The 26,133-nt window shown below is 68.6% G+C and carries 25 protein-coding genes and 1 pseudogene; 12 read left to right on the top strand and 14 right to left on the bottom strand.

What is annotated here, in order from left to right:
* Window positions 1-18: 18 nt before the first annotated feature.
* A complete protein-coding gene (locus tag H9L17_RS08510) occupies window positions 19-720 on the bottom strand; it encodes an RNA polymerase sigma factor (protein WP_187569048.1) in 702 nt (233 codons plus the stop codon).
* A gap of 91 nt (window positions 721-811) precedes the next feature.
* A complete protein-coding gene (locus H9L17_RS08505; RefSeq protein ID WP_187569047.1) occupies window positions 812-1,288 on the bottom strand; it encodes an Lrp/AsnC family transcriptional regulator in 477 nt (158 codons plus the stop codon).
* Window positions 1,289-1,416: 128 nt separating this feature from the next.
* On the opposite strand from H9L17_RS08505, the gene phhA reads away from it, so the two are divergent.
* Both phhA and H9L17_RS08495 read left to right on the top strand, forming a co-directional pair.
* A complete protein-coding gene (gene phhA / locus H9L17_RS08500) occupies window positions 1,417-2,295 on the top strand; it encodes a phenylalanine 4-monooxygenase (protein WP_187569046.1) in 879 nt (292 codons plus the stop codon).
* 67 nt (window positions 2,296-2,362) lie between these two features.
* Window positions 2,363-2,536 carry a DUF1328 family protein gene (locus H9L17_RS08495; RefSeq protein ID WP_187569045.1) on the top strand — a complete coding sequence of 58 codons (174 nt, stop codon included), beginning with the start codon at window positions 2,363-2,365 and terminating at the stop codon, window positions 2,534-2,536.
* Window positions 2,537-2,689: 153 nt separating this feature from the next.
* On the opposite strand, the gene H9L17_RS08490 is transcribed toward H9L17_RS08495, so the two are convergent.
* Complete coding sequence (locus tag H9L17_RS08490; protein ID WP_187569044.1) at window positions 2,690-4,099, bottom strand: FAD/NAD(P)-binding protein; 1,410 nt, start codon at window positions 4,097-4,099, stop codon at window positions 2,690-2,692.
* A gap of 177 nt (window positions 4,100-4,276) precedes the next feature.
* Here H9L17_RS08490 and H9L17_RS08485 point away from each other — a divergent pair, with 177 nt between their 5' ends.
* From H9L17_RS08485 to H9L17_RS08470, 4 genes are all read left to right on the top strand, one after another.
* The gene (locus tag H9L17_RS08485; protein WP_187569043.1) at window positions 4,277-5,314 is read left to right on the top strand and encodes a class 1 fructose-bisphosphatase; all 1,038 of its coding nucleotides are present in this window, start codon (window positions 4,277-4,279) and stop codon (window positions 5,312-5,314) included.
* An 84-nt stretch (window positions 5,315-5,398) separates the two neighbouring features.
* A complete protein-coding gene (locus tag H9L17_RS08480; RefSeq protein WP_187569042.1) occupies window positions 5,399-7,213 on the top strand; it encodes an SLC13 family permease in 1,815 nt (604 codons plus the stop codon).
* A gap of 20 nt (window positions 7,214-7,233) precedes the next feature.
* Window positions 7,234-8,097 (top strand): pirin family protein, encoded by an 864-nt coding sequence (locus H9L17_RS08475; protein ID WP_187569041.1) that lies wholly within the window; start codon window positions 7,234-7,236, stop codon window positions 8,095-8,097.
* Window positions 8,098-8,127: 30 nt separating this feature from the next.
* Window positions 8,128-8,478 (top strand): DUF2200 domain-containing protein, encoded by a 351-nt coding sequence (locus H9L17_RS08470; protein WP_187569040.1) that lies wholly within the window; start codon window positions 8,128-8,130, stop codon window positions 8,476-8,478.
* Window positions 8,479-8,506: 28 nt separating this feature from the next.
* Here the strand turns inward: H9L17_RS08470 and H9L17_RS08465 are convergent, their stop codons facing one another.
* Window positions 8,507-9,625 (bottom strand): PA0069 family radical SAM protein, encoded by a 1,119-nt coding sequence (locus H9L17_RS08465; RefSeq protein WP_187569039.1) that lies wholly within the window; start codon window positions 9,623-9,625, stop codon window positions 8,507-8,509.
* 48 nt (window positions 9,626-9,673) lie between these two features.
* On the opposite strand from H9L17_RS08465, the gene cls reads away from it, so the two are divergent.
* Genes cls through H9L17_RS08450 form a run of 3 tightly spaced genes read left to right on the top strand, consistent with a single transcriptional unit; the run spans window position 9,674 to window position 12,177 of the window.
* A complete protein-coding gene (cls, locus tag H9L17_RS08460; RefSeq protein ID WP_187569038.1) occupies window positions 9,674-11,116 on the top strand; it encodes a cardiolipin synthase in 1,443 nt (480 codons plus the stop codon).
* A gap of 48 nt (window positions 11,117-11,164) precedes the next feature.
* Window positions 11,165-11,422 carry a hypothetical protein gene (locus H9L17_RS08455; RefSeq protein ID WP_187569037.1) on the top strand — a complete coding sequence of 86 codons (258 nt, stop codon included), beginning with the start codon at window positions 11,165-11,167 and terminating at the stop codon, window positions 11,420-11,422.
* Window positions 11,419-12,177 (top strand): pyridoxine 5'-phosphate synthase, encoded by a 759-nt coding sequence (locus tag H9L17_RS08450; RefSeq protein WP_187569036.1) that lies wholly within the window; start codon window positions 11,419-11,421, stop codon window positions 12,175-12,177. Before H9L17_RS08455 ends, H9L17_RS08450 begins: the two co-directional genes overlap by 4 nt.
* Window positions 12,178-12,347: 170 nt before the next feature.
* Here H9L17_RS08450 and H9L17_RS08445 read toward each other — a convergent pair whose 3' ends face one another.
* From H9L17_RS08445 to dnaA, 10 genes and pseudogenes are all read right to left on the bottom strand, one after another.
* Window positions 12,348-12,758 (bottom strand): ExbD/TolR family protein, encoded by a 411-nt coding sequence (locus H9L17_RS08445; RefSeq protein ID WP_187569035.1) that lies wholly within the window; start codon window positions 12,756-12,758, stop codon window positions 12,348-12,350.
* A gap of 12 nt (window positions 12,759-12,770) precedes the next feature.
* A complete protein-coding gene (locus H9L17_RS08440; protein ID WP_246455061.1) occupies window positions 12,771-13,202 on the bottom strand; it encodes an ExbD/TolR family protein in 432 nt (143 codons plus the stop codon).
* A gap of 36 nt (window positions 13,203-13,238) precedes the next feature.
* Window positions 13,239-13,997 carry a MotA/TolQ/ExbB proton channel family protein gene (locus tag H9L17_RS08435; RefSeq protein ID WP_187569034.1) on the bottom strand — a complete coding sequence of 253 codons (759 nt, stop codon included), beginning with the start codon at window positions 13,995-13,997 and terminating at the stop codon, window positions 13,239-13,241.
* Window positions 13,998-14,077: 80 nt separating this feature from the next.
* Entirely contained in the window at window positions 14,078-14,746 is a 669-nt protein-coding gene (locus H9L17_RS08430; protein ID WP_187569033.1) for an energy transducer TonB, read from the bottom strand.
* A 153-nt stretch (window positions 14,747-14,899) separates the two neighbouring features.
* Complete coding sequence (locus H9L17_RS08425) at window positions 14,900-16,021, bottom strand: tetratricopeptide repeat protein (RefSeq protein ID WP_187569032.1); 1,122 nt, start codon at window positions 16,019-16,021, stop codon at window positions 14,900-14,902.
* A 92-nt stretch (window positions 16,022-16,113) separates the two neighbouring features.
* Entirely contained in the window at window positions 16,114-16,926 is an 813-nt protein-coding gene (locus tag H9L17_RS08420; protein ID WP_187569031.1) for a M48 family metallopeptidase, read from the bottom strand.
* 73 nt (window positions 16,927-16,999) lie between these two features.
* Window positions 17,000-19,480 carry a DNA topoisomerase (ATP-hydrolyzing) subunit B gene (gyrB, locus tag H9L17_RS08415; protein WP_187569030.1) on the bottom strand — a complete coding sequence of 827 codons (2,481 nt, stop codon included), beginning with the start codon at window positions 19,478-19,480 and terminating at the stop codon, window positions 17,000-17,002.
* Between the two features lie 95 nt (window positions 19,481-19,575).
* A complete protein-coding gene (gene recF, locus H9L17_RS08410; protein WP_187569029.1) occupies window positions 19,576-20,667 on the bottom strand; it encodes a DNA replication/repair protein RecF in 1,092 nt (363 codons plus the stop codon).
* A 136-nt stretch (window positions 20,668-20,803) separates the two neighbouring features.
* Complete coding sequence (gene dnaN, locus H9L17_RS08405) at window positions 20,804-21,904, bottom strand: DNA polymerase III subunit beta (RefSeq protein WP_187569028.1); 1,101 nt, start codon at window positions 21,902-21,904, stop codon at window positions 20,804-20,806.
* 256 nt (window positions 21,905-22,160) lie between these two features.
* Window positions 22,161-23,488: pseudogene (dnaA, locus tag H9L17_RS08400) on the bottom strand (chromosomal replication initiator protein DnaA).
* A gap of 221 nt (window positions 23,489-23,709) precedes the next feature.
* On the opposite strand from dnaA, the gene rpmH reads away from it, so the two are divergent.
* The 3 genes from rpmH to yidC are packed head-to-tail and all read left to right on the top strand — an operon-like array spanning window position 23,710 to window position 26,040.
* Window positions 23,710-23,850: a 50S ribosomal protein L34 gene (gene rpmH / locus H9L17_RS08395; RefSeq protein WP_028840469.1), complete on the top strand. Its 141-nt coding sequence runs from the start codon at window positions 23,710-23,712 to the stop codon at window positions 23,848-23,850.
* A gap of 58 nt (window positions 23,851-23,908) precedes the next feature.
* Window positions 23,909-24,376, top strand: coding sequence for a ribonuclease P protein component (gene rnpA, locus H9L17_RS08390; protein WP_187571909.1), 468 nt, complete (start codon window positions 23,909-23,911; stop codon window positions 24,374-24,376).
* A gap of 26 nt (window positions 24,377-24,402) precedes the next feature.
* A complete protein-coding gene (yidC, locus tag H9L17_RS08385) occupies window positions 24,403-26,040 on the top strand; it encodes a membrane protein insertase YidC (protein WP_187569027.1) in 1,638 nt (545 codons plus the stop codon).
* The last annotated feature ends 93 nt before the right edge of the window (window positions 26,041-26,133 follow it).

Genomic DNA, 26,133 nt, shown 5'->3' with positions numbered 1-26,133 from the left:
CGCAGCGCGCGCGATCGCTCAGGCGTCGACGGCGGCGATCCGCGCCATCACCGCCTCGGTCATGCGCGCGCAGCGCGCGCCGAGGAACGCGAACGCGTCAGGCAGGCTGGCCGCCACGCGCTCGTGCAGCGCCTCGCGCAATTGCCGGCGTGCGCGGTGCAGGCGGGTCTTCACGGTTTCCTCGCGCAGCCCCAGCGCCGCGGCGGTTTCCTCGACCGAGCAGCCCTCGACCTCGCGCAGCACGTAGACCAGCCGGAACGCCTCCGGCAGCGCGTCCACGGCCTGTTCCAGCAGGCTCCGCATCTGCGCGCGCGCCGCCGCGTCGGCCGGATCGGCCTGCAATGCATGGCCGGGGAAGGCGACCACCTGCGCGGAGGCGCGCAGCAGCGCCTCGTCCTGTTCGATGTCCACGCTGTCGCGCCTCCGGCGCAGCCGGCCATAGGCTTCGTTGAGGGCGATCCGGGTCAGCCACGTGGCCAGCGAGGAGTCGCCGCGGAAGGTGTCGATGCGTTCGTAGGCGCGGACGTAGGCCTCCTGCACTGCGTCCTCGGCGTCGGCATCGGCATGCAGCACGCCGCGCACCACCCGGAACATGCGCTGGTTGCAGCGCTGCACGATGTGGCGGAACGCGTCGCGCTCGCCGGCGCGCACGCAGGCCACCAGCGCGCCGTCCTCCATCGCGGCGTAATCGCGCGCGGCGCTTGCGGGCATCGTGTCCATCGCCTCTCCCGGTTGCGGCCGCGGCGCCAGTATGTCGCCACGGTCCTGTCCCGGCAGATGCGCCAGCGCGGAAAAGGTTCCCGGCCGGCCGCTACTCGCCCGCCGGCGACAGCGCCTGGGTGCGCTTGACCGTGCGCAGCACGAAGCTGGAATTGACGTCGGCCACCTCGGCCTGCGCCAGCAGCCGGTCGAGCAGGAAGCGCGAGAAATGCTCCAGCCCGGCGACCACGACGTGCAGCAGGTAGTCCATGTCGCCGGTCAGCGCGTGGCAGGCCACGACTTCCGGCCAGTCGTTGACCTGCCGTGCGAAGGTCGCCACCCGCTCGGCATCGTGACTCTTGAGCTGCACCCGCACGAACGCCTGCAGGCCCAACCCGAGCCGCTCGGGATCGACCTCGGCGCGGTAGCCGACGATCACGCCTTCGCGCTCCAGCCGCTGCACCCGCCGCAGGCAGGCCGAGGGCGACAGGTGCACGCGCTCGGCCAGCTCGGCATTGGTCTGGCGGCCGGCGCGCTGGAGTTCGGCGAGCAGGACGAGGTCGATGCGGTCTAGGTCGACGGCGCTCATTTGTTCCCGTATCCAACGTGATCACGCACGAATCATGCGCTTCGAGCGGATTTTCGTGCAACAACGCAGGCACCTTGCGCCGATGCGCGCCTATTCTTGGCGGTGAGCCCGTCAGCGAGCCCGCCACCATGTCCGCGCAGCCCCAGCCCCGCCGCCTCGAAAACGTCCAGACCGACCGCGGCTCGGTGCCGGTCTACGCCACCGGCACGGTCGAGCAACCGTGGGACAGCTACAGCGCCGCCGATCACGACGTCTGGCGCCGGCTCTACGCGCGCCAGCGCGAGATCCTGCCCGGCCGCGCCTGCGACGCCTTCCTGCGCGCGCAGGACGCGATGGGGATGACGCCGGACCGCATTCCGAAATTCTCCGATCTCAACGCGGCGCTGGGCGCGGCCACCGGCTGGCAGATCGTCGGTGTGGAAGGGCTGCTGCCGGAGCTGGACTTCTTCACCCATCTTGCCAACCGCCGCTTCCCGGTGAGCTGGTGGATCCGCCGCGCCGACCAGATCGACTACATCGAGGAACCCGACCTGTTCCACGACCTGTTCGGGCACGTGCCGCTGCTGATGGACCCGATGTTCGCCGACTATCTGGAGGCCTACGGCAAGGGCGGGGTGAAGGCGCACGGCTTCGGCCCCGAGGCGCTGATGCAGCTGGCGCGGCTGTACTGGTACACGGTGGAGTTCGGGCTGATCCGCCAGCCGGACGGGCTGCGCATCTACGGCGCCGGCATCGTCAGCTCGAAGGGCGAATCCATCCACTGCCTGGAGTCCGCCGCGCCGAACCGGATCGGTTTCGACCTCGAACGGGTGATGCGCACGCGCTACCGCATCGACACCTACCAGAAGACCTATTTCGTCATCGACAGCTTCGAGCAGCTGATCGAGGCGACGCTGCCGGATTTCGCGCCGCTCTACGCGCGGCTGGCGGGGCAGCCCGAGCACGCGCCGGAAGCCGTGCTGCCGGCGGACCGGGTCCTGCACGCGGGCACGCAGCAAGCGGACTGACCGTTCACGGCGGCTGCACGCGGCCGTGGCTAGCGTGGCCCGGTCTTCCACGATCGGAGTTGCCGCCATGCTCAAGTGGGCTCTCATCTTTGCCGTGATCGGCCTGGTCGCCGGCGCGCTCGGCTTCGGCGGCATCGCCGGCGGCGCGTTCGGCATCGCCAAGTTCCTGTTCTGGGCCGCGATCATCATCGCGGTGGTGCTGTTCCTGCTGGGCGTGACGATTTTCCGGAAAGTCACCTGACGGCATCAGTCCGAAGTGAAAGCGCGGCGCGGGCTTGAAGCCGCGCCGCGCGGCGTCAGTCCAGCCTCACCTCCGGCCCCGGCGCCTCGGCGATGGTCTGGTCGATGGTGACGATGGCGTCCTTCAGCGTCGCATGCGCCGGGTCGAGAGCGCTCAGCACGAACCCGCTCGCGGCCGCGCCGGCTCCGCCTGCGCCCCGCGACGACGCTCCCGCAGCAGATGGTGCGCCAGGTTGCGCGCCGCCACCCGCAGTTCCGCCACCGCCGTGATTTCCCACAGCTGCCCGCGCAGCAGCGGCCCCAAGCAGTACAAACCCTGCACCGGCAGGCCATGCCGGTTCAGCGCCTCGAACTGCGGCGTCACCCGCACGCCGAGTCCGAACGGATCGGCGGACAGCAGGCCGTCGTCGCGCATCTGCGAAACCAGTACGTGGCTGGTGCGCTCGATGTCGGTGTCCAGCCCGGTGGCGCGGATCAGCACGTCGTAGCGTTCGGCCACGGCGTGACGCTGGCCGCGTCCGCGGATCAGCGTCTCCACCGCATCCGCGCCCACCCCGGCCCGCAGGAGCCGGCCGGCACGCACCTGCAGCCGGCCCTCGGCCCGCAACGCCTGCAACATCGCATGCGTCTCGGGCGCGAGGCGATGGCGCGCGGCTTCCCAGTGCGAGCGCAAATGCCGGAGGAAGCGCGCGCGCTGGGCCTTCGGCAGGGTTTTCCAGTAGCTCTGCAGGTAGGGCCGCAGCGCATCGACCAGGCTGCGCCAGTCGGGCACGATCGGCAGCAGCTGGCGCAACGCGCGCAGCAGCGCGCGCACGCTGCCGCTGTTCATCGCATGCAACACCGCCGGCGGCAGCGCGATCGGCGGCAGCGGCGCGTCCGCATGCGGCTGCGGCAGCAGACCGTGCCGCGACAGCACGGTGATCGGGCCGCGATGCCCGCGCCGCTGCAGGCTCGCCACCGTGTCGGCCATGGTCAGGCCGGTGCCGACGATCAGCACGCGCGCCGCGGGCGCGATGCGGTCCATCGCCTCATCGCCCGCCAGGCTGCGCTGCCAGGGCCAGGCGATGTACTTCGGGTCGACCAGCAGGCGCGGGCCGACGCCGTGCAGGCGCTGCGGCGGCAACGCGCCCACGGCCAGCACTACGACGTCGCTGGCGAGGTCGCGCCCGCCCGCCAGGGTGACCCGGAACGCTTTGCCGTCGCGCTCGATCGACACCGCCTCGCGCGCGTACAGGCGCACGCTGGCGCGCGCGGCCAGCACGCTGTCCAGCAGGCGTGAATGCAGGTATTCGCCGTAGGCCAGGCGCGGCAGGAACGTCCGCCGCGCGCTTTCGCCCAGGTGCAGCCACGCGGCGAATCCGTCCGGATCGTCGGGGTCCGCACCCAGCTCCGAGGCACGCACGTTGAGCAGATGCTCCACGCGCGCTTCTCCATAGGCGACGCCGCGGCCGAAGCTGTCCGGCACGCCGACCAGGTGGATTTCGGTGCCCGGCGCGGCGTGGCGGGCGAGTTCGGTGGCGAGCACGCCGCCGCTGAAGCCGGCGCCGACGATGGTGATCCGCATTGGAGTTTCTCCCTTGCCTGTGCGCGGCCAGTGATAGCCGGTCCGGGCGCGGCGCTTGTAAAACGCCGGTTATCCCCACCGTCCGATTCGGCAAGCCCGCATGAGCGATTGGAATGGGCTGCCGTCGCCGCGCGAACATCGGCGACAATGGCGGCCTCGCCGCAACGCATGGCCGCCATGACCAACCCGAACATCTCCCTGACCCGCTTCCTGATCGAGGAACAGCGCGCCGGCCGCATCAATTCGGAGCTGCGCCTGCTGGTGGAGGTGGTGGCGCGCGCCTGCAAGCGCATCTCGATCGCGGTGGGCAAGGGCGCGCTGGGCGGCGTGCTGGGCGATGCCGGCACGGACGGGCAGGCCAGCATCAACGTGCAGGGCGAGGCGCAGAAGAAGCTCGACGTGCTCAGCAACGAGATCCTGCTGGAAGCCAACGCCTGGGGCGGCCACCTGGCCGGGCTGGCATCGGAGGAGATGGACACCTCGCAGCCGATCCCCGACAAGTACCCGCGCGGCAACTACCTGCTGCTGTTCGATCCGCTGGACGGCAGCTCCAACATCGACGTGAACATCTCGGTCGGCACCATCTTCTCGGTGCTGCGCTGCCCGGACGGGGTGACCAACCCGACCGACGAGCACTTCCTCCAGCCAGGCACCGCGCAGGTCGCCGCCGGCTACTGCACCTACGGGCCGAGCACGATGCTGGTGCTGACCGTCGGCCACGGCACCCATGCGTTCACCCTCGATCGCGAAGTCGGCAGCTTCGTGCTGACCACGCGCGGGATGACGATTCCGGAGGAGACGAAGGAATTCGCGGTCAACATGTCCAACCAGCGCTTCTGGGAAGCGCCGATGCAGGCCTACGTCGGCGACCTGCTCAAGGGCAGTGAAGGCCCGCGCGGCAAGGACTTCAACATGCGCTGGGTGGCCTCGATGGTCGCCGACGTGCACCGCATCCTCACCCGCGGCGGCATCTTCAGCTATCCGCTGGACAGCAAGTGCGCGCCCAAGGGCGGCAAGCTGCGGCTGATGTACGAGGCCAACCCGATGAGCCTGCTGGTCGAACAGGCCGGCGGCGCGGCCAGCACCGGGCGCATGCGCATGCTGGAGGTGCGGCCCACGGGGCTGCACATGCGCGTGCCGGTGTTCCTGGGCTCGAAGGCGGAAGTGGAAGCGGCGGTCGGCTACCACCGCGCGCACGATACGGCGTCGACCTGAAGCGCCGCGCCGTCCGGCTCGCCCGCCGCATCCGCCATCGGCCCGTGATGCGGCACTCGACCGCGACTTGGGCAGAATGAGCCCATGCACCTGGACCCCCATCTCTGGCCGCAACTCGCCTTCGGCCTGATCCTGGCCGGCGGCCTGTACCTGTTCATCAGCGAGAAGCTGCGGGTCGACGTGACCGCGATGCTGATCCTGCTCGCGCTGGTGCTGACCGGCGTGCTGGACAGCCGGCAGGCGCTGTCGGGCTTCTCCAGCGAGCCGGCGGTGATCGTCGCCGCGGTGTTCGTGATCTCCGGCGCGCTCGGCGGCACCGGCATCAGCGAGCGCCTGGGCAGCTGGATGGAGCGCGCGTCGGGCAACCACGAATGGCGCACGATCGCGGTGGTGATGCCGCTGGTGGCGCTGCTGGCCTCGTTCACCCACCACGTGATGGTCACCGCGATGATGCTGCCGCTGCTGCTGCGGCACGCGCGCAATCGCCGCCTGCCGGCCTCGCGGCTGCTGATGCCGATGTCGCTGGCGGCCTCGCTCGGCACCACGCTGACGCTGTTCAGCGCGCCGGCCTTCCTGCTCGCCAACGACATGCTGCAGCGCGCCGGCGGCGAAGGGCTGGGGATATTCTCGATCACCCCGATCGGCGTCGCGCTGGTGCTGGTGGGCACCGCCTACATGCTGCTGACCCGCTGGCTGCTGCCCAAGCGCAGCGGCGAGCAGAACGAGGACGACTATCTGCGCCTCGACCGCTACCGCACCGAGCTGGTGATCGTGAAGGAAGGCCACTGGTGCACGCGCCCGCTGGCCGAACTGCAGAAGGCGCTGGGCGAACGCTTCCGCCTGCTCGGCTGGCTGCGCGACGGCGCGCGCCGCGACGACCTGGGCACGAACAGCCCGCTGCTGGCCGGCGACGTGCTGCTGGTGGAAGCGGCGGCCGACGAACTGCTGTCGCTGCACGACGACGCCGGCCTGGACCTCAACGCGATCGCCCGCTTCGGCGGGCTGGCGAGCGGCGAGGGCAAGGCGCAGCTGGTGCAGGCGGTGGTCGCACCGGGCTCCGAGTTCATCGGCCGCAGCATCCGCGAGCTGGATTTCGCCCGCCAGTTCCACACCGTGATCGCCGGCCTGTGGCGGCGCGGCGAGCAGATGGCCGACCGCCTCTCCGACGCGCGCCTGCGCGAAGGCGACCTGCTGGTGCTGTGGGGCCGGCCGGCGCGTTTCAACGAACTGGCGGCGCACCACGGCTTCCTGATGCTGGTGCCGTTCGCCGGCGAGGCCAAGCGCCGTCTGCGCGCGCCGCTGGCGCTGGCGATCCTCGGCCTGACCGTGCTCGCCGCCGCCACCGAATGGCTGTCGCCGCCGCTGGCCTTCCTGTCCGGCGCGGTAGCGATGGTCGCCACCCGCTGCATCGACGTCGAACAGGCCTACCGCGGCATCGACGTGCGCATCTTCGTGATGATCGCCGGCGTGATCCCGCTCGGCATCGCGATGGAGCAGACCGGCACCGCCGCGCTGCTGGCGCAGGGATTGGGGCAGGTGATCGCGCACTGGCCGCCGCTGGCGATCCTGCTGGTGATGTTCTCGCTGGCCGCGCTGCTCACCCAGGTGATGAGCGACGCCGCCACCACCGCGCTGCTCGGACCGATCTCGATCGCCACCGCCCAGGTGCTGGACCTGCCACCCGAACCGTTCGTGGTCTGCACCGCGCTGGGCGCGGTGGTCGCCTTCCTCACGCCCATCGGCCACCATGGCAACCTGCTGATCCTGCGGCCGGGCCAGTACCGCTTCGGCGACTTCCTGCGCGTCGGCCTGCCGCTGACCGCGCTGGTCGCACTGGTCAGCGCGTGGATGGCGCGCTGGCTGTGGATGGGCGGGCCGCTGCTGCCGTATTACGGTTGAACCACACCGGGAGACGCGCCATGACCACGCTGATCGCTCCACGCACGCACGACCTCGGCGGCTTCCAGGTGCGCCGCGCGGTGCCCAGCCTGCGGGCGCGCAGCGTCGGGCCGTTCGTGTTCGTCGACCACATGGGGCCGGCCCTGTTCGAACCGGGCCGCGGCATCGACGTGCGCCCGCATCCGCACATCGGCCTGGCCACGGTCACCTACCTGTGGGCCGGCGCGCTGCGACACCGCGACACCCTCGGCAGCGTGCAGGACATCCTGCCCGGCGACGTGAACTGGATGACCGCCGGGCGCGGCATCGCCCATTCCGAGCGCACGCCGCCGGCGCCGCGCGCGGCCGGCCACGACGTGCACGGCATGCAGACCTGGGTGGCGCTGCCGAAGCCGGACGAGGAGGTCGAACCGTCGTTCCACCACCATCCGGCGTCGAGCCTGCCGCTGCGTGAGCACGCGGGCGCGCGGCTGCGGGTGATCGCCGGGCGCGGCTTCGGCATGGAGTCGCCGGTGCGGGTGTTCGCCGACACCTTCAACGTCGCCGTCGATCTCGAACCGGAAGCGGAGCTGGCCATCGCGGCGGACGCGCCGGAGCGCGCGCTCTACCTGCTGGAAGGCGAGGCGCAGCTCGACGGCGCGGACATTCCGGAAAAGCACCTGCTGGTGCTCGACCGCGGCGTCCGCCACGTGCTGCGCGCGAAGACGCCGCTGAAGGCGATGCTGTTCGGTGGCGAGCCGCTGGATGCGCCGCGCCACATGTGGTGGAACTTCGTTTCCTCGTCGAAGGAGCGGATCGAGCAGGCCAGGGCCGACTGGAACAGCGGCGCGTTCGGCCTGATCCCCGGCGACGACGTGGAGCGGATTCCGCTGCCCGCGTATTGACGGCCGCGCGAACGCGGACGAGGAGGGCGCATGCGCCAGGAGAAGGTCTTCGCGATCCGGTTTTCCGGCCTGTATCCGCTGTACGTGAAGAAGGTGGAATCCAAGCGCCGGTCGAAGGACGAACTCGACCAGGTGATCCGCTGGCTGACCGGTTACGACGCCGACGGCCTGCAACGGCAACTCGCGTCCGACCACGACCTCGAAACCTTCTTCGCGCAGGCGCCGGCGTTCAATCCGGCCGCGGCGTCGATCAAGGGCGTGGTCTGCGGCATCCGCGTGGAAGAGATCGAACATCCGCTGATGCGGAAGATCCGCACTCTGGACAAGCTCGTGGACGAGCTGGCGAAAGGGAAGGCGATGGAGAAGATCCTGCGGCGATGAGCCTTCCTCGACCGGCGCCGCACCCGCATCAGAACAGTTCGCCCTGCGGCGACAGCTTCCGCGGCGCAATAAACAGGTCGCCACGCAGCGGCGGCAGGTGACCGAAGCCAAACCGCTTGCGCGCCTTGGCGAAGCGCATCGCGATCAGGTCGGCGAACGGGCCCTGTCCGCGCATCCGCGAACCGAACGCACTCTCGTAGTCCTTGCCGCCGCGCATCTGCCGGATCAGGCTCATCACGTGCTCGGCGCGCTCGGGATAGTGCAGGCGCAGCCATTCGCGCCAGATCTCCTTCAGCTCGTGCGGCAACCGCAGCAGCACGTAGCCGGCGGACTGCGCGCCGGCTTCGCGCGCGGCTTCGAGGATGTGCTCGAGGTGCATGTCGGTGATCATCGGGATCACCGGCGCCACGATCACGCCGGCGGGCACGCCGGCCTCGCGCAGCGCGGCGATCATTTTCAGTCGCGTGTGCGGCGCGGCGGCGCGCGGTTCCAGCTTCGACGACAGCGCGTTGTCCAGCGAGGTGATCGACACGTACACGCTCACCAGCCGGTGCTTCGCCAGTTCGGCCAGCAGGTCGAGGTCGCGCAGCAGCGCGCTGCCTTTGGTGACGATGCTGAGCGGATGCCGGGTTTCCAGCAGCACCTCCAGGCAGGCGCGGCTGATGCCGTGACGGCGCTCGATCGGCTGCCAGCCGTCGGTGTTGATGCCGAGCGCGATCGGCGCCGGCACGTAGCCGGACTTCGCCAGCTCCGCGCGCAGCAGGTCGGCCGCGTTGGTCTTGGCGAACAGCTTCGTCTCGAAATCCAGCCCCGGCGACAGGTCGAGGTAGGCGTGCGACGGCCGCGCGAAGCAGTAGACGCAGCCGTGCTCGCAGCCGCGGTACGGGTTGACCGACTGCGAGAAGGCGATGTCCGGCGACTGGTTGCGGCTGATGATGCTGCGCGCGCGCTCCTCGGTCACCTGGGTGCGCAGCGCCGGCGCTTCGTCCAGTGCGTCGTACACCGAGCCCCAGCCATCGTCCTCACCGCGCAGCTCGCGCTTCTCGAAGCGCCCGGCCACCTTCGACGCCGCGCCGCGCCCCTTGGTCGGCGCCAGCGCGCGGCGCGCGTCGTCGTCCGGATGGGCCTGGTCGGGTGCAATCTTCATCCGATCACCCTACCCTGTGCCCGTCGCAGCGGCTGTGACGGAGGAGCGATGCTGGAGGGGCTGTGGCAGGCCTGGAATGCGTTCTGGGCGATCCCGCACATCCGCGCCTGGCTGACCGCCGGCTGGGCGCTGTACCTGCTCTGGCTGGGCGGCTGGATCGTGCTGCAGAAGCGCGAGCCGGCGGCCACCCTGAGCTGGCTGGTCAGCCTGGCGGCGCTGCCGTACATCGGCTTCGCGGTGTACTACGTATTCGGCCCGCAGCGGATCGTCCGCCACCGCGCGCGGCGCAGGCGCCACCACGCCCACCTGCCGCGCGATCCCGAAGGCCCCGGCGATGAAAGCATCGAACTGCGCACGCTCGCGCACGCCACCACCGGCCTGGCGCCGAGCACCGCGCGCGACGTGCGCCTGCTGATCGACGGCGGCCACAAGTATCCGGCGCTGCTGGAGGCGATCGCGCAGGCGCGCGACCACGTGCACCTGGAGTACTACATCTACAACCCGGACCGCACCGGCGGCGCACTGCTGGACGCGCTGGTGGAGCGCGCCCGCGCCGGCGTCAAGGTGCGCCTGCTGGTCGACGCGATGGGCTCGAAGCTGGCCAAGCGGCGTTTCTTCGCGCCGCTGGTCGAGGCCGGCGGGGAACTCGCCTGGTTCCATCCGGCGCGACCGTGGACGCTGTGGAAGCGGCCGTGGATGAACCTGCGCACCCATCGCAAGATCGTGGTGATCGACGGCCGGGTCGGCTTCCTCGGCGGCATCAACATCACCGACGAGGAGGACGAGCGCCTGCGCGAGGACGCCTACCGCGACCTGCACCTGCGGGTGGAGGGCGACATCGTGCGCTCGCTGCAGGAGGTGTTCGTCGAGGACTGGGCCTACGCCACCCAGCGCACCGATTTCGTCGGCGACGTGGTGCGCGCGATGCCGCCGGCGCAGACCGGCCCGATGCGCGCCCAGCTGCTGACCTCCGGCCCGGATTCGCCGTGGGAGGCGATCCACCGCATGTACGTCGGCGCGATCCACGCGGCGACGCGGCGGGTGTGGCTGACCACGCCCTATTTCGTCCCCGGCGAGGCGGCGATGATGGCGCTGACCTCGGCCGCGCTCGGCGGCCTCGACGTGCGCCTGCTGGTGCCGAGGATGAGCGACAGCAAGCTGGTGACCTACTGCGTGCGCTCCTACTACGACGACCTGCTGGCCGCCGGGGTGAAGGTGTACGAGTACGGGCCGCGCATGCTGCACACCAAGGCGCTGCTGGTGGACGACGCGCTGGCGGTGATCGGCAGCGCCAACTTCGACCACCGCAGCTTCCGCCTCAACTTCGAAGCCTCGCTGCTGTTCGAGGACGCCGCCGTCGCGGGCGAACTGGCGCAATTGATCGAGCGCGAATTCGCCTCGGCGCCGCGGGTGCGCGCCGACCGTCCCCGGCCGCTGCTGTCCGTCCGCCTGCCGGAAGCGCTGGCGCGGCTGATGGCGCCGCTGCTGTGAGCCCAGCCGCGTCGTAAACTGCGCGCTATCCGTCCCGGAGCCGCACGCATGCACTGGCTGTTCCTGCTCCTCGCCATCGCCGCGATGGCGTTCGCGTTCCTGACCACCTCGATGGGCGTCCTGCTGGGCTGCCTGCTGGCCGCGCTGGTACTGTTCGTGCTGTGGGTACTCGGCCTGTACCAGAGCCGGGTCGCCGGCAGCGGTCGCGACGAGACCCTGATGATCGACCCGGGCGAGCTGCGCCGCCTGCGCGAGCAGGCGCAGGCGCGCAAGGACGAATCCGACGCGTCCGGCGCCGCGCCGTGACTGCGCTCAGCGTCAACCTCAACAAGATCGCCGTGCTGCGCAATTCGCGCGGCGGCGACGAGCCGGACGTGCTGAAGGCCGGCATCGCCTGCCTGGACGCCGGCGCGCACGGCCTGACCGTGCATCCGCGCCCGGACGCGCGCCACATCCGCAGCGACGACGTGCATGCCCTGGGTGCGCTGTGCGAGGTGCGCGGCGTGGAGTTCAACGTCGAGGGCAATCCTTTTGCACCGCCGCGGCCCGGCTATCCGGGCCTGCTGGCGCTGTGCGAGGCGACCCGGCCGGCGCAGGTGACGCTGGTCCCGGACGGCGACGGCCAGCTCACCTCCGACCACGGCTTCGACTTCGTCCGCGATGGCGATGCCCTGCGCCCGCTGATCGCCGCGTTCAAGGCGCTGGGTTGCCGGGTCAGCGTGTTCGTCGACGTCGGCGATCCCGAGGTGGCGCGCGCCGCGGCGCTCGGCGCCGATCGCGTGGAGCTCTACACCGGCCCGTATGCCGAAGCCTTCGCCAACGGCCATCCCGAGCACGCCCTGCGCGCCGCCGCCGGCACCGCCCAGCTGGCGCAATCCGCCGGCCTGCAGGTCAATGCCGGGCACGACCTCAACCAAGCCAATCTCGGCGTCTTCCTGGTGCAGGTGCCGGACGTGCGCGAAGTCTCCATCGGCCATGCGCTGATCGGAGAAGCGCTGTATGCCGGGCTGGACGCCACCGTGCGCGCCTACCGGCGCATCGTGGATGCCGTCGCGCCGTAGAGACATCCTCGCACGCCGTTCGGGCATCACTCCCCGATCAGTTGATGGAAAGCCCGATGCCTCGGGCCGAACAGAACACTTCTGTTTTCATCGCACAGACAAAAAAACGCCGCCCAATGGGCGGCGTTTCGTCATCCACGACGTGCTCCGGAAACCGGAGCCTGAATTGCTTATTTCTGGACGAAGCCGATCTTGATCATCTCGGCGTTCTTCGCGGCCGCCAGCACCTTGGCCAGCACGCCGTATTCCGCCGCATCGTTGGTATCGATCTGCAGTTCGGGCTGGTTGCTCGGGTCACGGGCAACCTCTTCCTCCATCATCTTCTGCAGCGCGCTGACCGCGGTCGGCGAGTTGTTCCAGAAGACCTGGCCGGAGGCGTCGATCCGCAGTTCGATCGGATCCGGCGGTTCCTTCAGGTTTTCCGGCGGCTTGTCCGTCTTCTGCGGCAGATCGACGTCCACCGGCACCGACTGGATCGGCATCGTCACCATGAAGATGATCAACAGCACCAGCATCACGTCGATCAGCGGCGTGACGTTGATGTCCGCCATTGCGCCGGCGCTGGCTTTGGCAAAGGCCATCGTGCGTTCTCCTTACTGCCCTTTCTTCGGCGGCGTGGTGATGAAGCCGACCTTGGCCATGCCCTGCGCCTGCGCGATCTTCACGACTTCGTTGATCAACCGGTACGGCGTGGTCTTGTCGCCACGGATCTGCACGGGCGGCTGCGGGGTCTTCTGAGCCTCGACCGACAGGCGGCTTTCGATCGCCTGCCGGGTCGTGGGCTCGTCGTTGAGGAAGAGCTCGCCCGCTTCGGTCACCGAGATGGTGATCGGCGGGATCTGTTGCTTCTTGTCTTCCTTCTTCTGGACCACCGCCTCCGGCAATTGCACCTTGACCTTGTGGTTCATCAGCGGCGTCGTGATCATGAAGATGATCAGCAGCACCAACATCACGTCCACGAGGGGCGTGACGTTGATTTCGGCCATCGGCGCGCCGTCTTCCTTATTACCGACACTTGCTCCCATGGTCAGGGGCCTCCGTCAGGTTCCGGTCGCCAACGATCAGCGCTTGCCGGCCGCGTCGCCGACGCGCGCGCCGGTGGCGAAGAAGTCGTGCAGGTCGTGCGCGAAGGTGTCGAACTGGTTGTTGGTGATGCGGTTCGAGCGCACGAAGGCGTTGTACGCCAGCAGCGCCGGGATCGCCACGAACAGACCGATCGCGGTCATGATCAGCGCCTCGCCCACCGGGCCGGCCACCGCGGAGATCGAGGCGTCGCCCGACGAACCGATCTTGATCAGCGCGTGGTAGATGCCCCACACCGTACCCAGCAGGCCGACGAACGGCGCCGACGAACCGGTGGTGGCGAGCACGGTCAGACCGGCTTCCAGGTTCAGCGACTCGCGGGTCACGGCCTGGCGCAGGGCGCGGTCGACGAACTCGGAACGGTTCAGCGACTCGGCCAGCTTGGAACCGTCATGGCGCTGGTGGTGCGCGGCGGCCTGGGCGGCGTCGAGGGCGATCTTGGAGAACGGCTCGGACTTCGGCTGTTCTTCCATGTAGCGGATCGCGTCCTGGGCGTTGGTGGTCTCCCAGAAGGTGCTGACCACGCGGTCGGCGCGGCCGCGCAGGCGCATGTTCTTGATGAAGTTGATGATGATCCAGTACCAGGACATCACCGACATGATGCTCAGGGTCAGGAAGACGATCCAACCGACGCCGTCGAAACCCTGAATCAGATGGTCGAAGCCCATCTGCTGCAGCGCGGCGGCGTTGTTGCCTCCGGCAGCGGCAGGTGCGGCAGCAGCAGTTTCTTGCAACATACGCTTAACCTTTGGTGTCGTGGATGAAGTGGTTCAAGAGGGAGTGAAGCAAGGGGTGGAACGGGTGGAGCAAAACAGCATTACATCTTGAATTCGACCGGGACGCGCACGCGGCTGGCGACCTTCTGCCCGTTCTTGACCTCGGGATTGAAGCGCCAGCGCTTGGCGGCTTTCATCGCTTCGCGGTCGAGATTGCGGTTGCCGCTGGACTTCTCGACTTCCACGTCGAGCACGCCGCCGTTGGCGTCGATGCTGACGATCAGGATGGCCGTGCCCTGGATGCCGCGGCGCATTTCCTCCGGCGGATACTTCGGCGGATTCATGTTGCGCGAGGACGGGTCCACGCTGGAACCGATATCGGGCACCGAGGCGGGCGGTGCGGGCGGCGACGGCGGCGGCGCGGCGACGTCCATCGGACGCGATTCGCTCAGCACCACCGGCGGATCGTCCGGCGGCGGCGGAATCGGGCTGGGCCGCGGCGGCGACAGCGTCTTCGGCGGCGTCAGCGGCTTGGGCTGATCCGGCGGCGGCGGCGGCGGCGGCGGGGGAGGCGGCGGCGGTTCGATGAACGTCACGCTCACCACATCGTCCTTCTCCACCTCCTGGGCGGGCGGGGAGAGCGGCGCCAGCAGCACCAGCAGCGCGGCGGCGTGCAGCGCGATGGCGAAACTGAAGCCGGCGATGCGCGGCCAACTCAGGCCGCCATCGCGGTTGTCTTTCTTCTCGATGTGGGCGAGATCTTCCGTCATGCGCACGGCTCTGGTATGGGGGGCCCCGGCCGGTTCGACTGGGGCGGATCACGGTGCGGCTTCTCGGCCGCAGGAATCTCGTAGTTTATACCAGTTGCCTCGACTTGTTCCAAGCATTGCGCCGGTGTAGGTCGGAAAACTGGGGCGTGCGTCTCAGCGCGCGAGAATGCGGTTGGCGTCTTCCGGCTTCTTCACGCCCTTCTCCAGCGCCTTCTTGGCGGCGGCCTTCGCCTCCGCCTTCTTGCCCGCGTAGTCCAGCACCTTGGCCAGGTTGAGATAGGCCTCGCCGTCGGCCGCCATCGGGGCGGCCTTGGAGTACAGCGCGATCGCCAGCGGGATCTTGTCGTCCATGTAGGCGTTCTGCGCCAGCACCTGGTAGTCGCGCGCCAGATCCGGGCCGGCCTGCAGGATGCCCTTGGCGATGCCGTCTTCGATCACCTTCTGTGCGTCGTCCCAGCGCTGAGAGTTCATGTAGCCGACATACAGTGCGCGCAGTTCGCGCGGCTCGGTCAGCATGCCCCGCTTGTAGGCGCCTTCCATCAGGACGTTCGCCTCGTCGAACTTGTCCGCGCCCTGCAATGCGGCCACGCCGTTCATCAGGATGCGCTTGTCGTCGGGATTCTTGGCGATCAGGTCCTTGTAGATCGCCGCGGCTTCGTCGTTGCGATCCAGATTCGCCAGAATGCCGGCGCGAAGCCCGAGATGTTCCGGTTTTTCCGATTTCGTCTCGGCCAGGAATTTATTCAATGTGGCCAGCGCGTCGGCGTATTTTTCCTCGCCGTACTGGATGACCACGAGGTTGTACATCGTCGAGTAATGGCTGTTGTTGTCCAGCCCGTTGGATTCGATCGCCTTGGCGAAGAATCCCGCCGCCTTGTTCTGGTCGTCCAGATTGGCGGCGGCGTTGCCTGCCATCGAATACGCGAAGGACTTGTCGTACGCATTCGCCGTGGGCATCGCCGCGATTTCCTCGGCCTTGGCGATCACTCCAGTCCAGTCGTCCTTCTCGTAGCGCGCCTGCATGTCCTGCAGATGCTTGATGAGTTTCGGAGAGACCTGGGTTTCCTCCGGTTGTTGACGGGTCGCGTTGGGATACAGCGCAGGCTGCGTCTCCGCCTGATCCTGCTTGTCCTGCTTGCCCAGCTCCGCCCGGCGTCTGGCACGCTCCTCGCGCATGGTCGATTGCGGATCGGCATGGACGATCGGCGCCAGGATCGCCAGCCCCAAGGCAGCGGTCACGGCGACGACGAGCGAATGGCGGAGTTGCTTGGACATGGAACACCTCGATGAAAAGGGCGCCGCGGCAAGCGCGGCCATGGGCGGAAACGTAGCAGAAAGCCGCTCCGGCGGCTTGTGCCGGAAGCCGGTTATCGGCAGCGTGGAGTGTGCCCCTGCTTGCGCGCTGCCTGCATGATCGGGGTCAATCCGGCCGCACGCGCCTGCAGTTCGCGCAGGCGCGACGCCGGATCGGGATGGGTGGACAGCCATTGCGGCGGACGCCCGCCGCCCGCGGCGGCCATGTTGCGCCACAGGGCGACCGCGCCCTCGGGGTCGAAGCCGGCCTTGGCCATCAGTTCCTGGCCGACCACGTCGGCCTCGGATTCCTGCGCGCGCGAATTCGGCAGCAGGAACGCGCCCTGCAGCAGCGCGCCGCCGAGCTGGCCGGTGGTCTGCTGCGCCGCATCGCCGTAGCGCGAACCGGCCAGCGCGCCGGCCACGCCCAGACCGGTCTGGGCATAGACCTGACGGGTGATGCGTTCGTCGTGGTGGCGGGAGACGACGTGGCCGATCTCGTGGGCGATCACCGCCGCCAGTTCGTCCTGGTCCTTCGCCACCTTGAAGATGCCGGTATAGACGCCGATCTTGCCGCCGGGCAGCGCCCAGGCGTTGGCTTCGTCGTTCTGGAACAGCAGGTACTCCCAGCGCACGCCGCTCCACGGCGCCGGCAGCTGCGCCGTGACTGCGCGGATCACGCAGCCGACGTACGCGGTTTGGCCGCTGTCCTTGCTCTGCGGGTTGGCGGCCTTGGCTTCGGCGAACGCCTGCGCGCCCATCTGTTCCAGCTGCGCCTGCGAGACCGCGCCCACGTACTGGGTGCGGCCGGTCGGCGAAGTGGTGGTGGCGCAGGCGGCCACCGACAGGACGATGGAGGCGCCCAAGGCGAAGGTCTTGGCGTACATGTCGATCTCCGGAACCGATGCGGCCGTCCGTTCTAGACGACCGCACTTCAAGAGGGCGTCAACCCGACGCGGATCAAATGTCGAGATTGGCGACCTTCAGCGCATTGTCCTCGATGAACTCGCGGCGCGGTTCGACCACATCCCCCATCAACGTGCTGAAGATGGCATCGGCGGCCACCGCGTCCTCCAGCCTCACCTGCAGCAGGCGGCGGGTCTCCGGGTTCACCGTGGTGTCCCACAGCTGCTCCGGGTTCATTTCGCCCAGGCCCTTGAAGCGCTGGATCTGGCGGCCCTTCTTGGCCTCTTCCAGCAGCCACGCCTGCGCATCGGCGAAACTGGCGATCGGCTGCGCCTTGCTGCCGCGCACGATCCGCGCGCCGTCGCGCACCAGTCCGTGCAGATGGATGGCGGCTTCGCGCAGCGGCTTGAGTTCGCCGTGCTCGAACAACGCCAGCGGCAGCACCTGGGTCAGTTCCTCGCCCATGTGCGTGCGGGTGGCCAGCAGCGCGGCCGGGCGGCCCTCCTGCGCCGGCTGCCAGCGCAGCGCATAGCGCGGCTTGCCCAGTCCGCTCTGGTTGAGGCGCGCGGCCAGCGCATCCAGGTCGTCCTGCGCGGGCTCCGTCGCCGCATCCAGCGGGACGAAGTCGATCAGCGCGTCCAGCACGCCTGGATCGAAACGGTGGGCATTGCGGGCGATGGCTTCGCGCGCACGCGCGAAGGTCAGCAGCAGCGTCTCCAGGGCCAGACCCTCGATCGGCGGCTCGCCCTTGGCGGGCACCAGGCCAGCGCCTTCCACCGCGTTGCCGGCCAGGTAGGCGTCCAGCGCGGCATCGTCCTTCAGGTACAGCTCGTTCTTGCCCTGCTTGATCTTGTACAGCGGCGGCAGGCCGATGTAGATGTGGCCGCGATCGATCAGCTCCGGCATCTGCCGGTAGAAGAAGGTCAGCAGCAGCGTGCGGATGTGGCTGCCATCCACGTCGGCGTCGGTCATGATGATGACGCGGTGGTAGCGCAGCTTGTCCGGGTTGTATTCGTCCTTGCCGATGCCGGTGCCGAGCGCGGTGATCAGGGTGCCGACCTCGGCGCTGGCCAGCATGCGGTCGAAGCGCGCGCGTTCGACGTTGAGGATCTTGCCGCGCAGCGGCAGCACCGCCTGGGTCTTGCGGTTGCGGCCCTGCTTGGCGGAGCCGCCGGCCGAATCGCCCTCGACGATGAACAGCTCCGACAGCGCCGGATCCTTCTCGGAGCAGTCGGCCAGCTTGCCGGGCAGGCCGGCGATGTCCAGCGCGCCCTTGCGGCGGGTCAGGTCGCGGGCCTTGCGCGCGGCTTCGCGGGCGCGAGCCGCGTCCACGATCTTGCCGGCGATCGCCTTGGCTTCGTTGGGATGCTCCTGGAGGAAGTCCTCGAACTTGGCGGCGAAGACCGCATCCACCACCGCACGCACCGGCTCGGTGACCAGCTTTTCCTTGGTTTGCGAAGAGAACCCCGGATCCGGCACTTTCACCGACAGCACCGCGATCATCCCCTCGCGCATGTCGTCGCCCGACAGCGAGACCTTGGCCTGCTTGGCGACGCCGCTGTTCTCGATGTAACGGGTCAGGGTGCGGGTCAGCGCGGCGCGGAACCCGGTGAGGTGGGTGCCGCCGTCCTTCTGCGGGATGTTGTTGGTGAAGCAGTACATCGTTTCCTGGTAGGAATCGCTCCACTGCACGGCGCAATCGACGACGATGCCGTCCTGTTCGCCGCTGATCGAGATCACGTTGGGGTGCAGCGGGGTCTTCAGCTGGGCCAGGTGCTCGACGAAGCTGCGGATGCCGCCTTCGTACTGGAAGACGTCGTGCTTCCCGTCCGGGCGCTCGTCGATCAATTCGATGCGGACGCCGGAATTGAGGAAGCTCAGCTCCCGCAGGCGCCGCGCCAGGATGTCGTAGTGGAACTCGACGTTGTCGTTGAACGCCACCACCGAGGGCCAGAAGCGGACTTCGGTGCCGCGCTTGTCGGATGCTTCCAGCTGCTTGAGCGGGTACATCGGCTCGCCATGCCGGTATTCCTGCTGCCAGTGGTGGCCGTCGCGCCAGATGTCGAGCGTCAGCTTCTCCGACAGCGCGTTCACCACGGACACGCCCACGCCATGCAGGCCGCCGGACACCTTGTAGCTGTTGTCGTCGAACTTGCCGCCCGCGTGCAGGACGGTCATCACCACCTCCGCGGCGGAGATGTCGCGCCCCTGCTTTTCGCTTTCCTTGGCGTGCCGGCCTACCGGAATGCCGCGGCCATTGTCCCAGACCGAAACCGATCCGTCGTCATGGATGGTCACCTTCACCGCATCGGCATGCCCGGCCAGCGCCTCGTCCACGCCGTTGTCGACCACTTCGAACACCATGTGGTGCAGACCGGAACCGTCGTTGACGTTGCCGATATACATGCCCGGACGCTTGCGGACGGCTTCCAGCCCTTCCAGCGCGGTGATGCTGTTGGCATCGTAGTTGCCGGCGTTGGCGGGCGTGTTGGCGGCTTCGGGCTGCTGGCCCGGGGTCTGTTCGTTCTGCGACATCGACGCGATCGGCTCCCGAGGCGCGCCGGAGAGCGCGCCAAGACACATTAGCTATAGGAACCCGCAGTATAGCCGACGCGGGAGGGCTGGCCCTGCTAGGGGCTGAGCGGGCCGGCGATGGCGCCATGTTCCACGTGGAACATGGCAATCGGAAGCTGCATCGCCGCCAGCGCAGGTGGCGGCTCGGTCCCCGTCACCAGTACCTGCGCCCCACTCGTCGCCAGCACGTCCAAGACGCGATGTTGGTGATGCCGATCCAGTTCCGACCCCAAGTCGTCCAGCTGCAGCATCGGCCAATGCCCCAGGATGTCGGCCAGATGCGCCGCCTGCGCCAGCAGCAGGGCCAGCGCCAGCTGCTTGGCCTGCCCGCGAGAGAGTCCGTCCCGTCCCGGCAGATCGCGCAAGGCGAAGCGCAAGTCGGCGCGATGCGGGCCCAGCGACGTATGGCCCAGCGCCAGATCGCGCTCGCGGCCAAGCAGCAAGGCATCCGCGAGCGCCAGTTCCTGCCGCTTCCATCCCGGCGACAGGCTCAGTTCGACGCTGCCTGCGGCCGGCAACAATTCCGGCAGCAACCGGGCCAGATGCGGTTGCAGGCTGGCGACGTAGGCATCCCGCAGCTGGGTCAGCGCTTCCCCGGATTGGGCAAGCTCGTGTTCCCAGGCATCCAGTTGCCCCTTGCCGCCGGACTGACGCAGCAGGGCATTGCGCTGCTTGAGTGCCCGCGCATAGCGGCGCCATTCCGGCATGAAGCCATGTTCCACGTGAAACATGCCCCAATCCAGATAGCGCCGGCGCACTTCGCTGCTGCCGTCCACCAGCGCGTGGCTGCCAGGTTCGAAACTGATCACGGCCAAGGCTTCGCACAGTTGGCCCAGTTGACGCACTTCCGCACCGTCCAGGCGCGCTTCCCAGCTGCTTCCGGAATGGCGCAACCCGGCTCGATGCATAGCGCTGTCCGGCGCTTCCCACTCCACATAGGCTTGCAGCGCCGGTTCGCCCTGCCGGATCAATCCGTCGCGAACGCGGCCCCGGAAGCTGCGCCCGTGCGCCATCAGATGCAGGGCTTCCAGCAGGCTGGTCTTGCCGCTGCCGTTGTCGCCGGTGATCAGGTTGAAACCGGGCTGCGGCAGGAACTCCGCCTCATCGAAGCGCCGGAACGCCTGCAGGCGCAAACGACGGATCAGCACCTCGCGTCACCCAGAACACAGACAAAATGACGACGCCCGGCGGAAACCGGGCGTCTTGAGCGATGTTCCACGTGGAACATGATGTCGGGGAAGCCGGGCTGCGCGTGGCCGGATTCCCGTGAAACTGTCTGGCCGGTCACAGACGCAGCGGCATCACCACGTGGCGCGCGTGCTGGCTGCCCGCGCCGCGCACCAGCGCCGAGGAGTTGGCATCGCGCAGCTGCATCACCACGTATTCGTCGCGCAGGGCGGAAAGCGCTTCCAGCAGGTAGGTGACGTTGAAGCCGATCGCCAGCGAATCCACCGAGGTCTCGGCTTCCACGTCTTCCTGCGCTTCTTCCTGCTCCGGGTTGTGCGCGCTGATCTTGAGCAGATTCGGCGTGACTTCCACGCGGACGCCACGGTACTTCTCGTTGGACAGAATCGATGCGCGTTGCAAGGCGGCGCGCAGGACTTCGCGATCGATCTTGACCTCGCGATCCGCGCCGATCGGGATCACCGCCTCGTAGTCGGGGAACTTGCCGTCGATCAGCTTGCTGGTGAAGGTGACATCGTCGCGCTTGATGCGGATATGGCCCTTGCCCAACTCCAGCTCGATCTGGCGGTCGCCGCCCTCCAGCAGGCGCTGCAGTTCCTGCACGCCCTTGCGCGGGACGATGATCTGGCGCTTGCCGCCGTGGCCCGCTTCCAGCGCCGCTTCGCACAGCGCCAGACGGTGGCCGTCGGTGGCCACGCAGCGCAGCACGTCGTCGCGCAGGTCGAACAGCAGGCCGTTGAGGTAGTAACGCACGTCCTGCTGGGCCATCGCGAAGGCGGTGCGTTCCAGCAGCTCCTTGAGCGAGGCTTCCGGCACGCTGACCTGCTCGGTGGCATCGACTTCGTCCAGCGAGGGGAAATCGTTGGCCGGCAGGCTGGCCAGGCTGAAGCGGCTGCGGCCGGCCTGCACCGTCACCTTGTCGCCGCTCTGGCTGACCGTCACCCGGCTGCCGTCGGGCAGCGCGCGGACGATCTCGAAGAACTTGCGGGCGGGAATGGTGGTCTCGCCGTCCTGGGCGTCCTCGACCGCCGTGCGCGCCACCATCTCCACTTCCAGGTCGGTGCCGGTCAGCGCGAGCTGACCGTTCTGGATCCTGACCAGCAGATTGGCCAGCACCGGCAGGGTGTGGCGACGTTCGACGACATTGACGACTTGCGCCAACGGCTTGAGCAGGACTTCGCGTTGCAGGGAAAACCGCATGTAAACCCCTCACCCTTAAGGCTGGTTCGTGAGCGATGCCGGCTGGCAGGCTCTGCTTCTTGAATATGGATAAATCTAAAAATCAGGTGGTGCTGGAGGCGCGAAAAAGCCGGGATAACTGATGCAACCGATTGTTTCTACTTGATTTTATGCGACTCGAAAGGCGCTGGAAAACCCTCGTGGAAGCTGCGGACAAGCTGTGGATGGTTTCGGCGGCCTGGCGTTGTCCAACGGTTGTCCACAGCTTGCCCCGGCGTCATTCACTGAGTTTGCGGATCAGCTTCTCCCAGTCCTCGTGCAGCTTGCCGTCGCTTTCCATCAGCTGGCGGATCTGCCGGCAGGCGTGCAGGACGGTGGTGTGGTCGCGGCCGTCGAAGGCGACGCCGATCTCCGGCAGGCTGTGCTCGGTCAGCTCCTTGGCCAGGGCCATCGCCATCTGCCGTGGGCGCGCCAGCGAACGGGTCCGCTTCTTCCCCAACATCTCCCGCAGTTGCAGACCGTAGTAGTCTGCCACGGCCTTCTGGATGTTGGCGATGCTGATCGCCTGCTGCTGCGCGCGCCACAGGTCGCGCAGGGTTTCCTGTGCGAATTCCATGGTCACCGGGCGGCCGAGCAGGCCGGCCTGGGCGGTCAGCTTGTTGATCGCGCCTTCCAGCTCGCGCACGTTGCTGCGCATCTTCTTGGCGATCAGCTGGGCCACTTCGTCCGGGATCGCCGCGCCGCGCTCGCGCGCCTTGGACAGCACGATCTGCGCGCGGGTCTCGAAGTCCGGCGGATCGATCGCCACCGACAGCCCCCAGCCCAGCCGCGACTTCAGCCGCGGCTCCAGGCCGTCGACCTCGCGCGGGTAGCGGTCGCAGGTCATGATGATCTGCTGCTTGCCTTCGAACAGCGCGTTGAAGGTGTGGAAGAACTCTTCCTGGGTGCGGTCCTTGCCGGCGAAGAACTGGATGTCGTCGATCAGCAGCGCGTCGATCTTCTGGAACTGGCGCTTGAACTGGTCGGTGGTCTTTTCCTGCAGCGAGCGGAAGAACGCGTCGTAGAACGTGTTGGAGCGCAGGTAGAGCACCCGCGCGGCCGGATTGATCCGGCGCATCTCGTTGCCGGCGGCGAACATCAGGTGGGTCTTGCCGAGGCCGGTGCCGCCGTACAGCAGCAGCGGATTGTGGGTGCGCTCGCCGGGCTTCTGCGCGGCATGCCAGGCGGCGGCGCGGGCCAGCTGGTTGCTGCGGCCCTCGACGAAGTTGTCGAAGACGTAGTGCGGATCGACGTTGCCGTGGAACGGTTCGATCGCCGCATCCGCTTCCTGGGGCGCGGGCGTGGCGATGCCGGCCGGCGCCGTTGCGGCGCGGCGCGGCGCGCCGATGTCCAGCGCCACCTCCACGCCGCCGCCGTAATGCCGGGCCAGCTCGCGGATGCGTTCCAGGAAGCGCGCCTGCACCTCGTCGCGGACGAAGGCGTTGGGCGCATACAGCACCAGCCCGCCCTCGCGGGGGCGGCCTGCAGGGGCTTGAGCCAAGTGCGCACGTCCTCCTGCGGGTATTCGGTTTCCAGGCGTTGCAGGCAGGCGGGCCAAACGGACATGTGCGGGGGATCCGGAAAAGCGCAGCGCCGCCGGGGCGCGGCCTCGGCAGGCTGTGGATAAGACAGGGGATGCCGCAGGTTACCACCGCGTTCCGGTGCCGCCAAACCCGGGACGCGAACCGGCCCGCGCATCTCCGGTTGCATGCGGTGCTTGCCAAGGCCGCGTTTCCCCCGTATAGTCCCGCTTCTTTTTCGCTGAAACCAAGCAAGCAGGCTCCGCCATGGCGACCAAGCGCACCTACCAGCCCAGCAACCTCAAGCGCAAGCGCGATCACGGCTTTCGCGCCCGCATGGCAACCGCCGATGGCCGCAAGGTGCTGGCGCGTCGTCGTGCCAAAGGCCGTCGTCGCCTGACCGTCTGACCCTCGGGTCGGATCGCGTCTCCGGCACATGCGCCGGAACCGAATGACGTTGCCGATGATGTTCCCGACGCCGGTATCCGCACAGGATGCCGGCGTCGTCGCGTCTGCGCGTCCCGCACCGGTCGGTTTCCCGCGCGTCGCGCGGGTGCGCGCCAAGGCGGAATTCGCCCGCGTGTTCGACGGCGGTCGGCGCACCGCCGAGCCGCGCCTGGCGCTGCACTGGCTGGCCGACGACGCGCTGCCCAGGCTGGGGCTGGCGGTGTCGCGCAAGGTCGACCCGAACGCGGTCGGCCGCAACCGCATCAAGCGCGTACTGCGCGACGGCTTCCGCCGGCTGCGCCCGCAGCTGCGGGGTGGCGCCTACGTCGTGGTCGCCCGCAGCGGCGCCGCGCGCGCCGACAACGCGGCGCTGCGGGCCGCCTTCGTCCAGCTGCTGCAGCGCGCCGGCGCGTTGCTCCCGTCGCCCGCGGCCGGCACAATGCCGCCCGCCGATTCCCTGACTTCCCCTGACGCGGCCGCGCGCTGAGCGGCCCTCCAACCACGGCTGTCCGAATGAACCAGTTCCGAACTTTCCTCCTGATTGCCTGGCTGATGGTGGCGTTCCTGCTCTGGCAGGAGTGGGGCAAGGAGAAAACCGCCGCCGCGCAACCCGCGCCGTCGGTGCCGGCTGCTGCGCAGGCAGACGTGCCCGGTGCGCCGGTGCCGCAGGCGGTGGTGCCGGGCGGCGCGCCGGCGGCGCAGGCCGTCGTGTCGGCCGCCGCGCCCAGCCTGCGCCTGAGCAACGACGTGCTGGCGCTGGAGCTGAACGGCCGCGACCTTACCCGCGCCGAACTGCTGAAGTATCCGCAGAACCGCGAGGCCGGCAGCCCGCCGGTGGTGCTGTTCGACGCCACCCCGGCCAGCCGCTTCGTCGCCGAGGCCTTCTGGCGCGGCAGCGACGGCCGCGAACTGGCCCTGCAGCCGCAGGGCGAGGCCCGCGACATCGCGCTGGCCGACGGCACGCAGACTGTGCAGGCGCGCTTCGTCGCCGACGCCGGCAACGGCCTGCAGCTGCAGCGCACCTACACGCTGTCGCGCGGCAGCTACGCGGTGGGCGTGCGCGACGAATTGGTCAATGGCGGCAGCGCCGCCTGGACCGGCGACATCGAGCGCCGCCTGGAGCGCGTCCCGCCGGTGGTCAAGACCGGCTTCACCAATCCCGAATCGTTCAGCCTGAGCGGCGCGGCCTGGTACAGCCCGGAAGACAAGTACAAGAAGCGCAAGTATCCGAAGTTCGTCGACGACGGCCCGCTCAACCAGACCGTGACCGGCGGCTGGATCGGCCTGTCGCAGCACTACTTCCTGGTCGCATGGGTGCCGCAGAAGGATCAGGCCGCGCTGTATTCGCTGGGCCAGAAGGGCCATCTCTACGACGTCGCCGCGCGCGGCCCGCAGGTCACGCTCGCGCCGGGCCAGCGCTTCGCCAGCGACGCAGTCCTGTGGGTCGGCCCCAAGCTGGCCGACAGGCTCGATGCCACCGCGCCCGGCCTCGGCCTCGCCATGGACTACGGCATCTTCACCGTGTTGTCCAAGCCGATCCACTGGCTGCTGACCCAGCTGCACAAGCTCACCCACAACTGGGGCTGGGCGATCGTGCTGCTGGTGGTGCTGATCAAGCTCGCGCTGTATCCGCTGTCCGCCGCGCAGTACAAGTCGATGGCCAAGATGCGCAAGTTCCAGCCGCGCATCGAGCAGCTCAAGGAGCGCTACGGCGACGACAAGCAGAAGTTCCAGATGGCGATGCTGGACCTGTACAAGAAGGAAAAGATCAATCCGGCCGGCGGCTGCCTGCCGATCCTGGTGCAGATGCCGGTGTTCCTGGCGCTGTACTACGTGCTGCTGGAAGCGGTGGAGCTGCGCCAGGCGCCGTGGATCGTCGGCTGGGTCAGCGACCTGACCGCGCGCGATCCGTACTTCATCCTGCCGGTGCTGAACGCGGCGGTGATGTTCCTGACCCAGCGGATGACGCCGACGGTCGGCATGGATCCGATGCAGAAGAAGATGATGCAGATGATGCCGCTGGTGATGGCGGTGATGTTCGCCTTCTTCCCCGCCGGCCTGGTGCTGTACTGGGTCACCAACGGCGCGCTGGGCCTGCTGCAGCAGTGGTGGAACACCAAGCGGTTCGCCGAGGAACCGGCGAAGGCCTGATTCCGGAATATGCCGCCGCGACGCTGCTGATGGCGGCGCACGGCAGGCCATGAAACTCCCGGCGGCGCGGATGCCGCCGGGAAGTCCCGGTGA

Source organism: Thermomonas brevis, from assembly GCF_014395425.1.
GTDB classification, from domain to species: domain Bacteria; phylum Pseudomonadota; class Gammaproteobacteria; order Xanthomonadales; family Xanthomonadaceae; genus Thermomonas; species Thermomonas brevis.
This window is presented reverse-complemented; position numbering and strand designations above follow the sequence as displayed.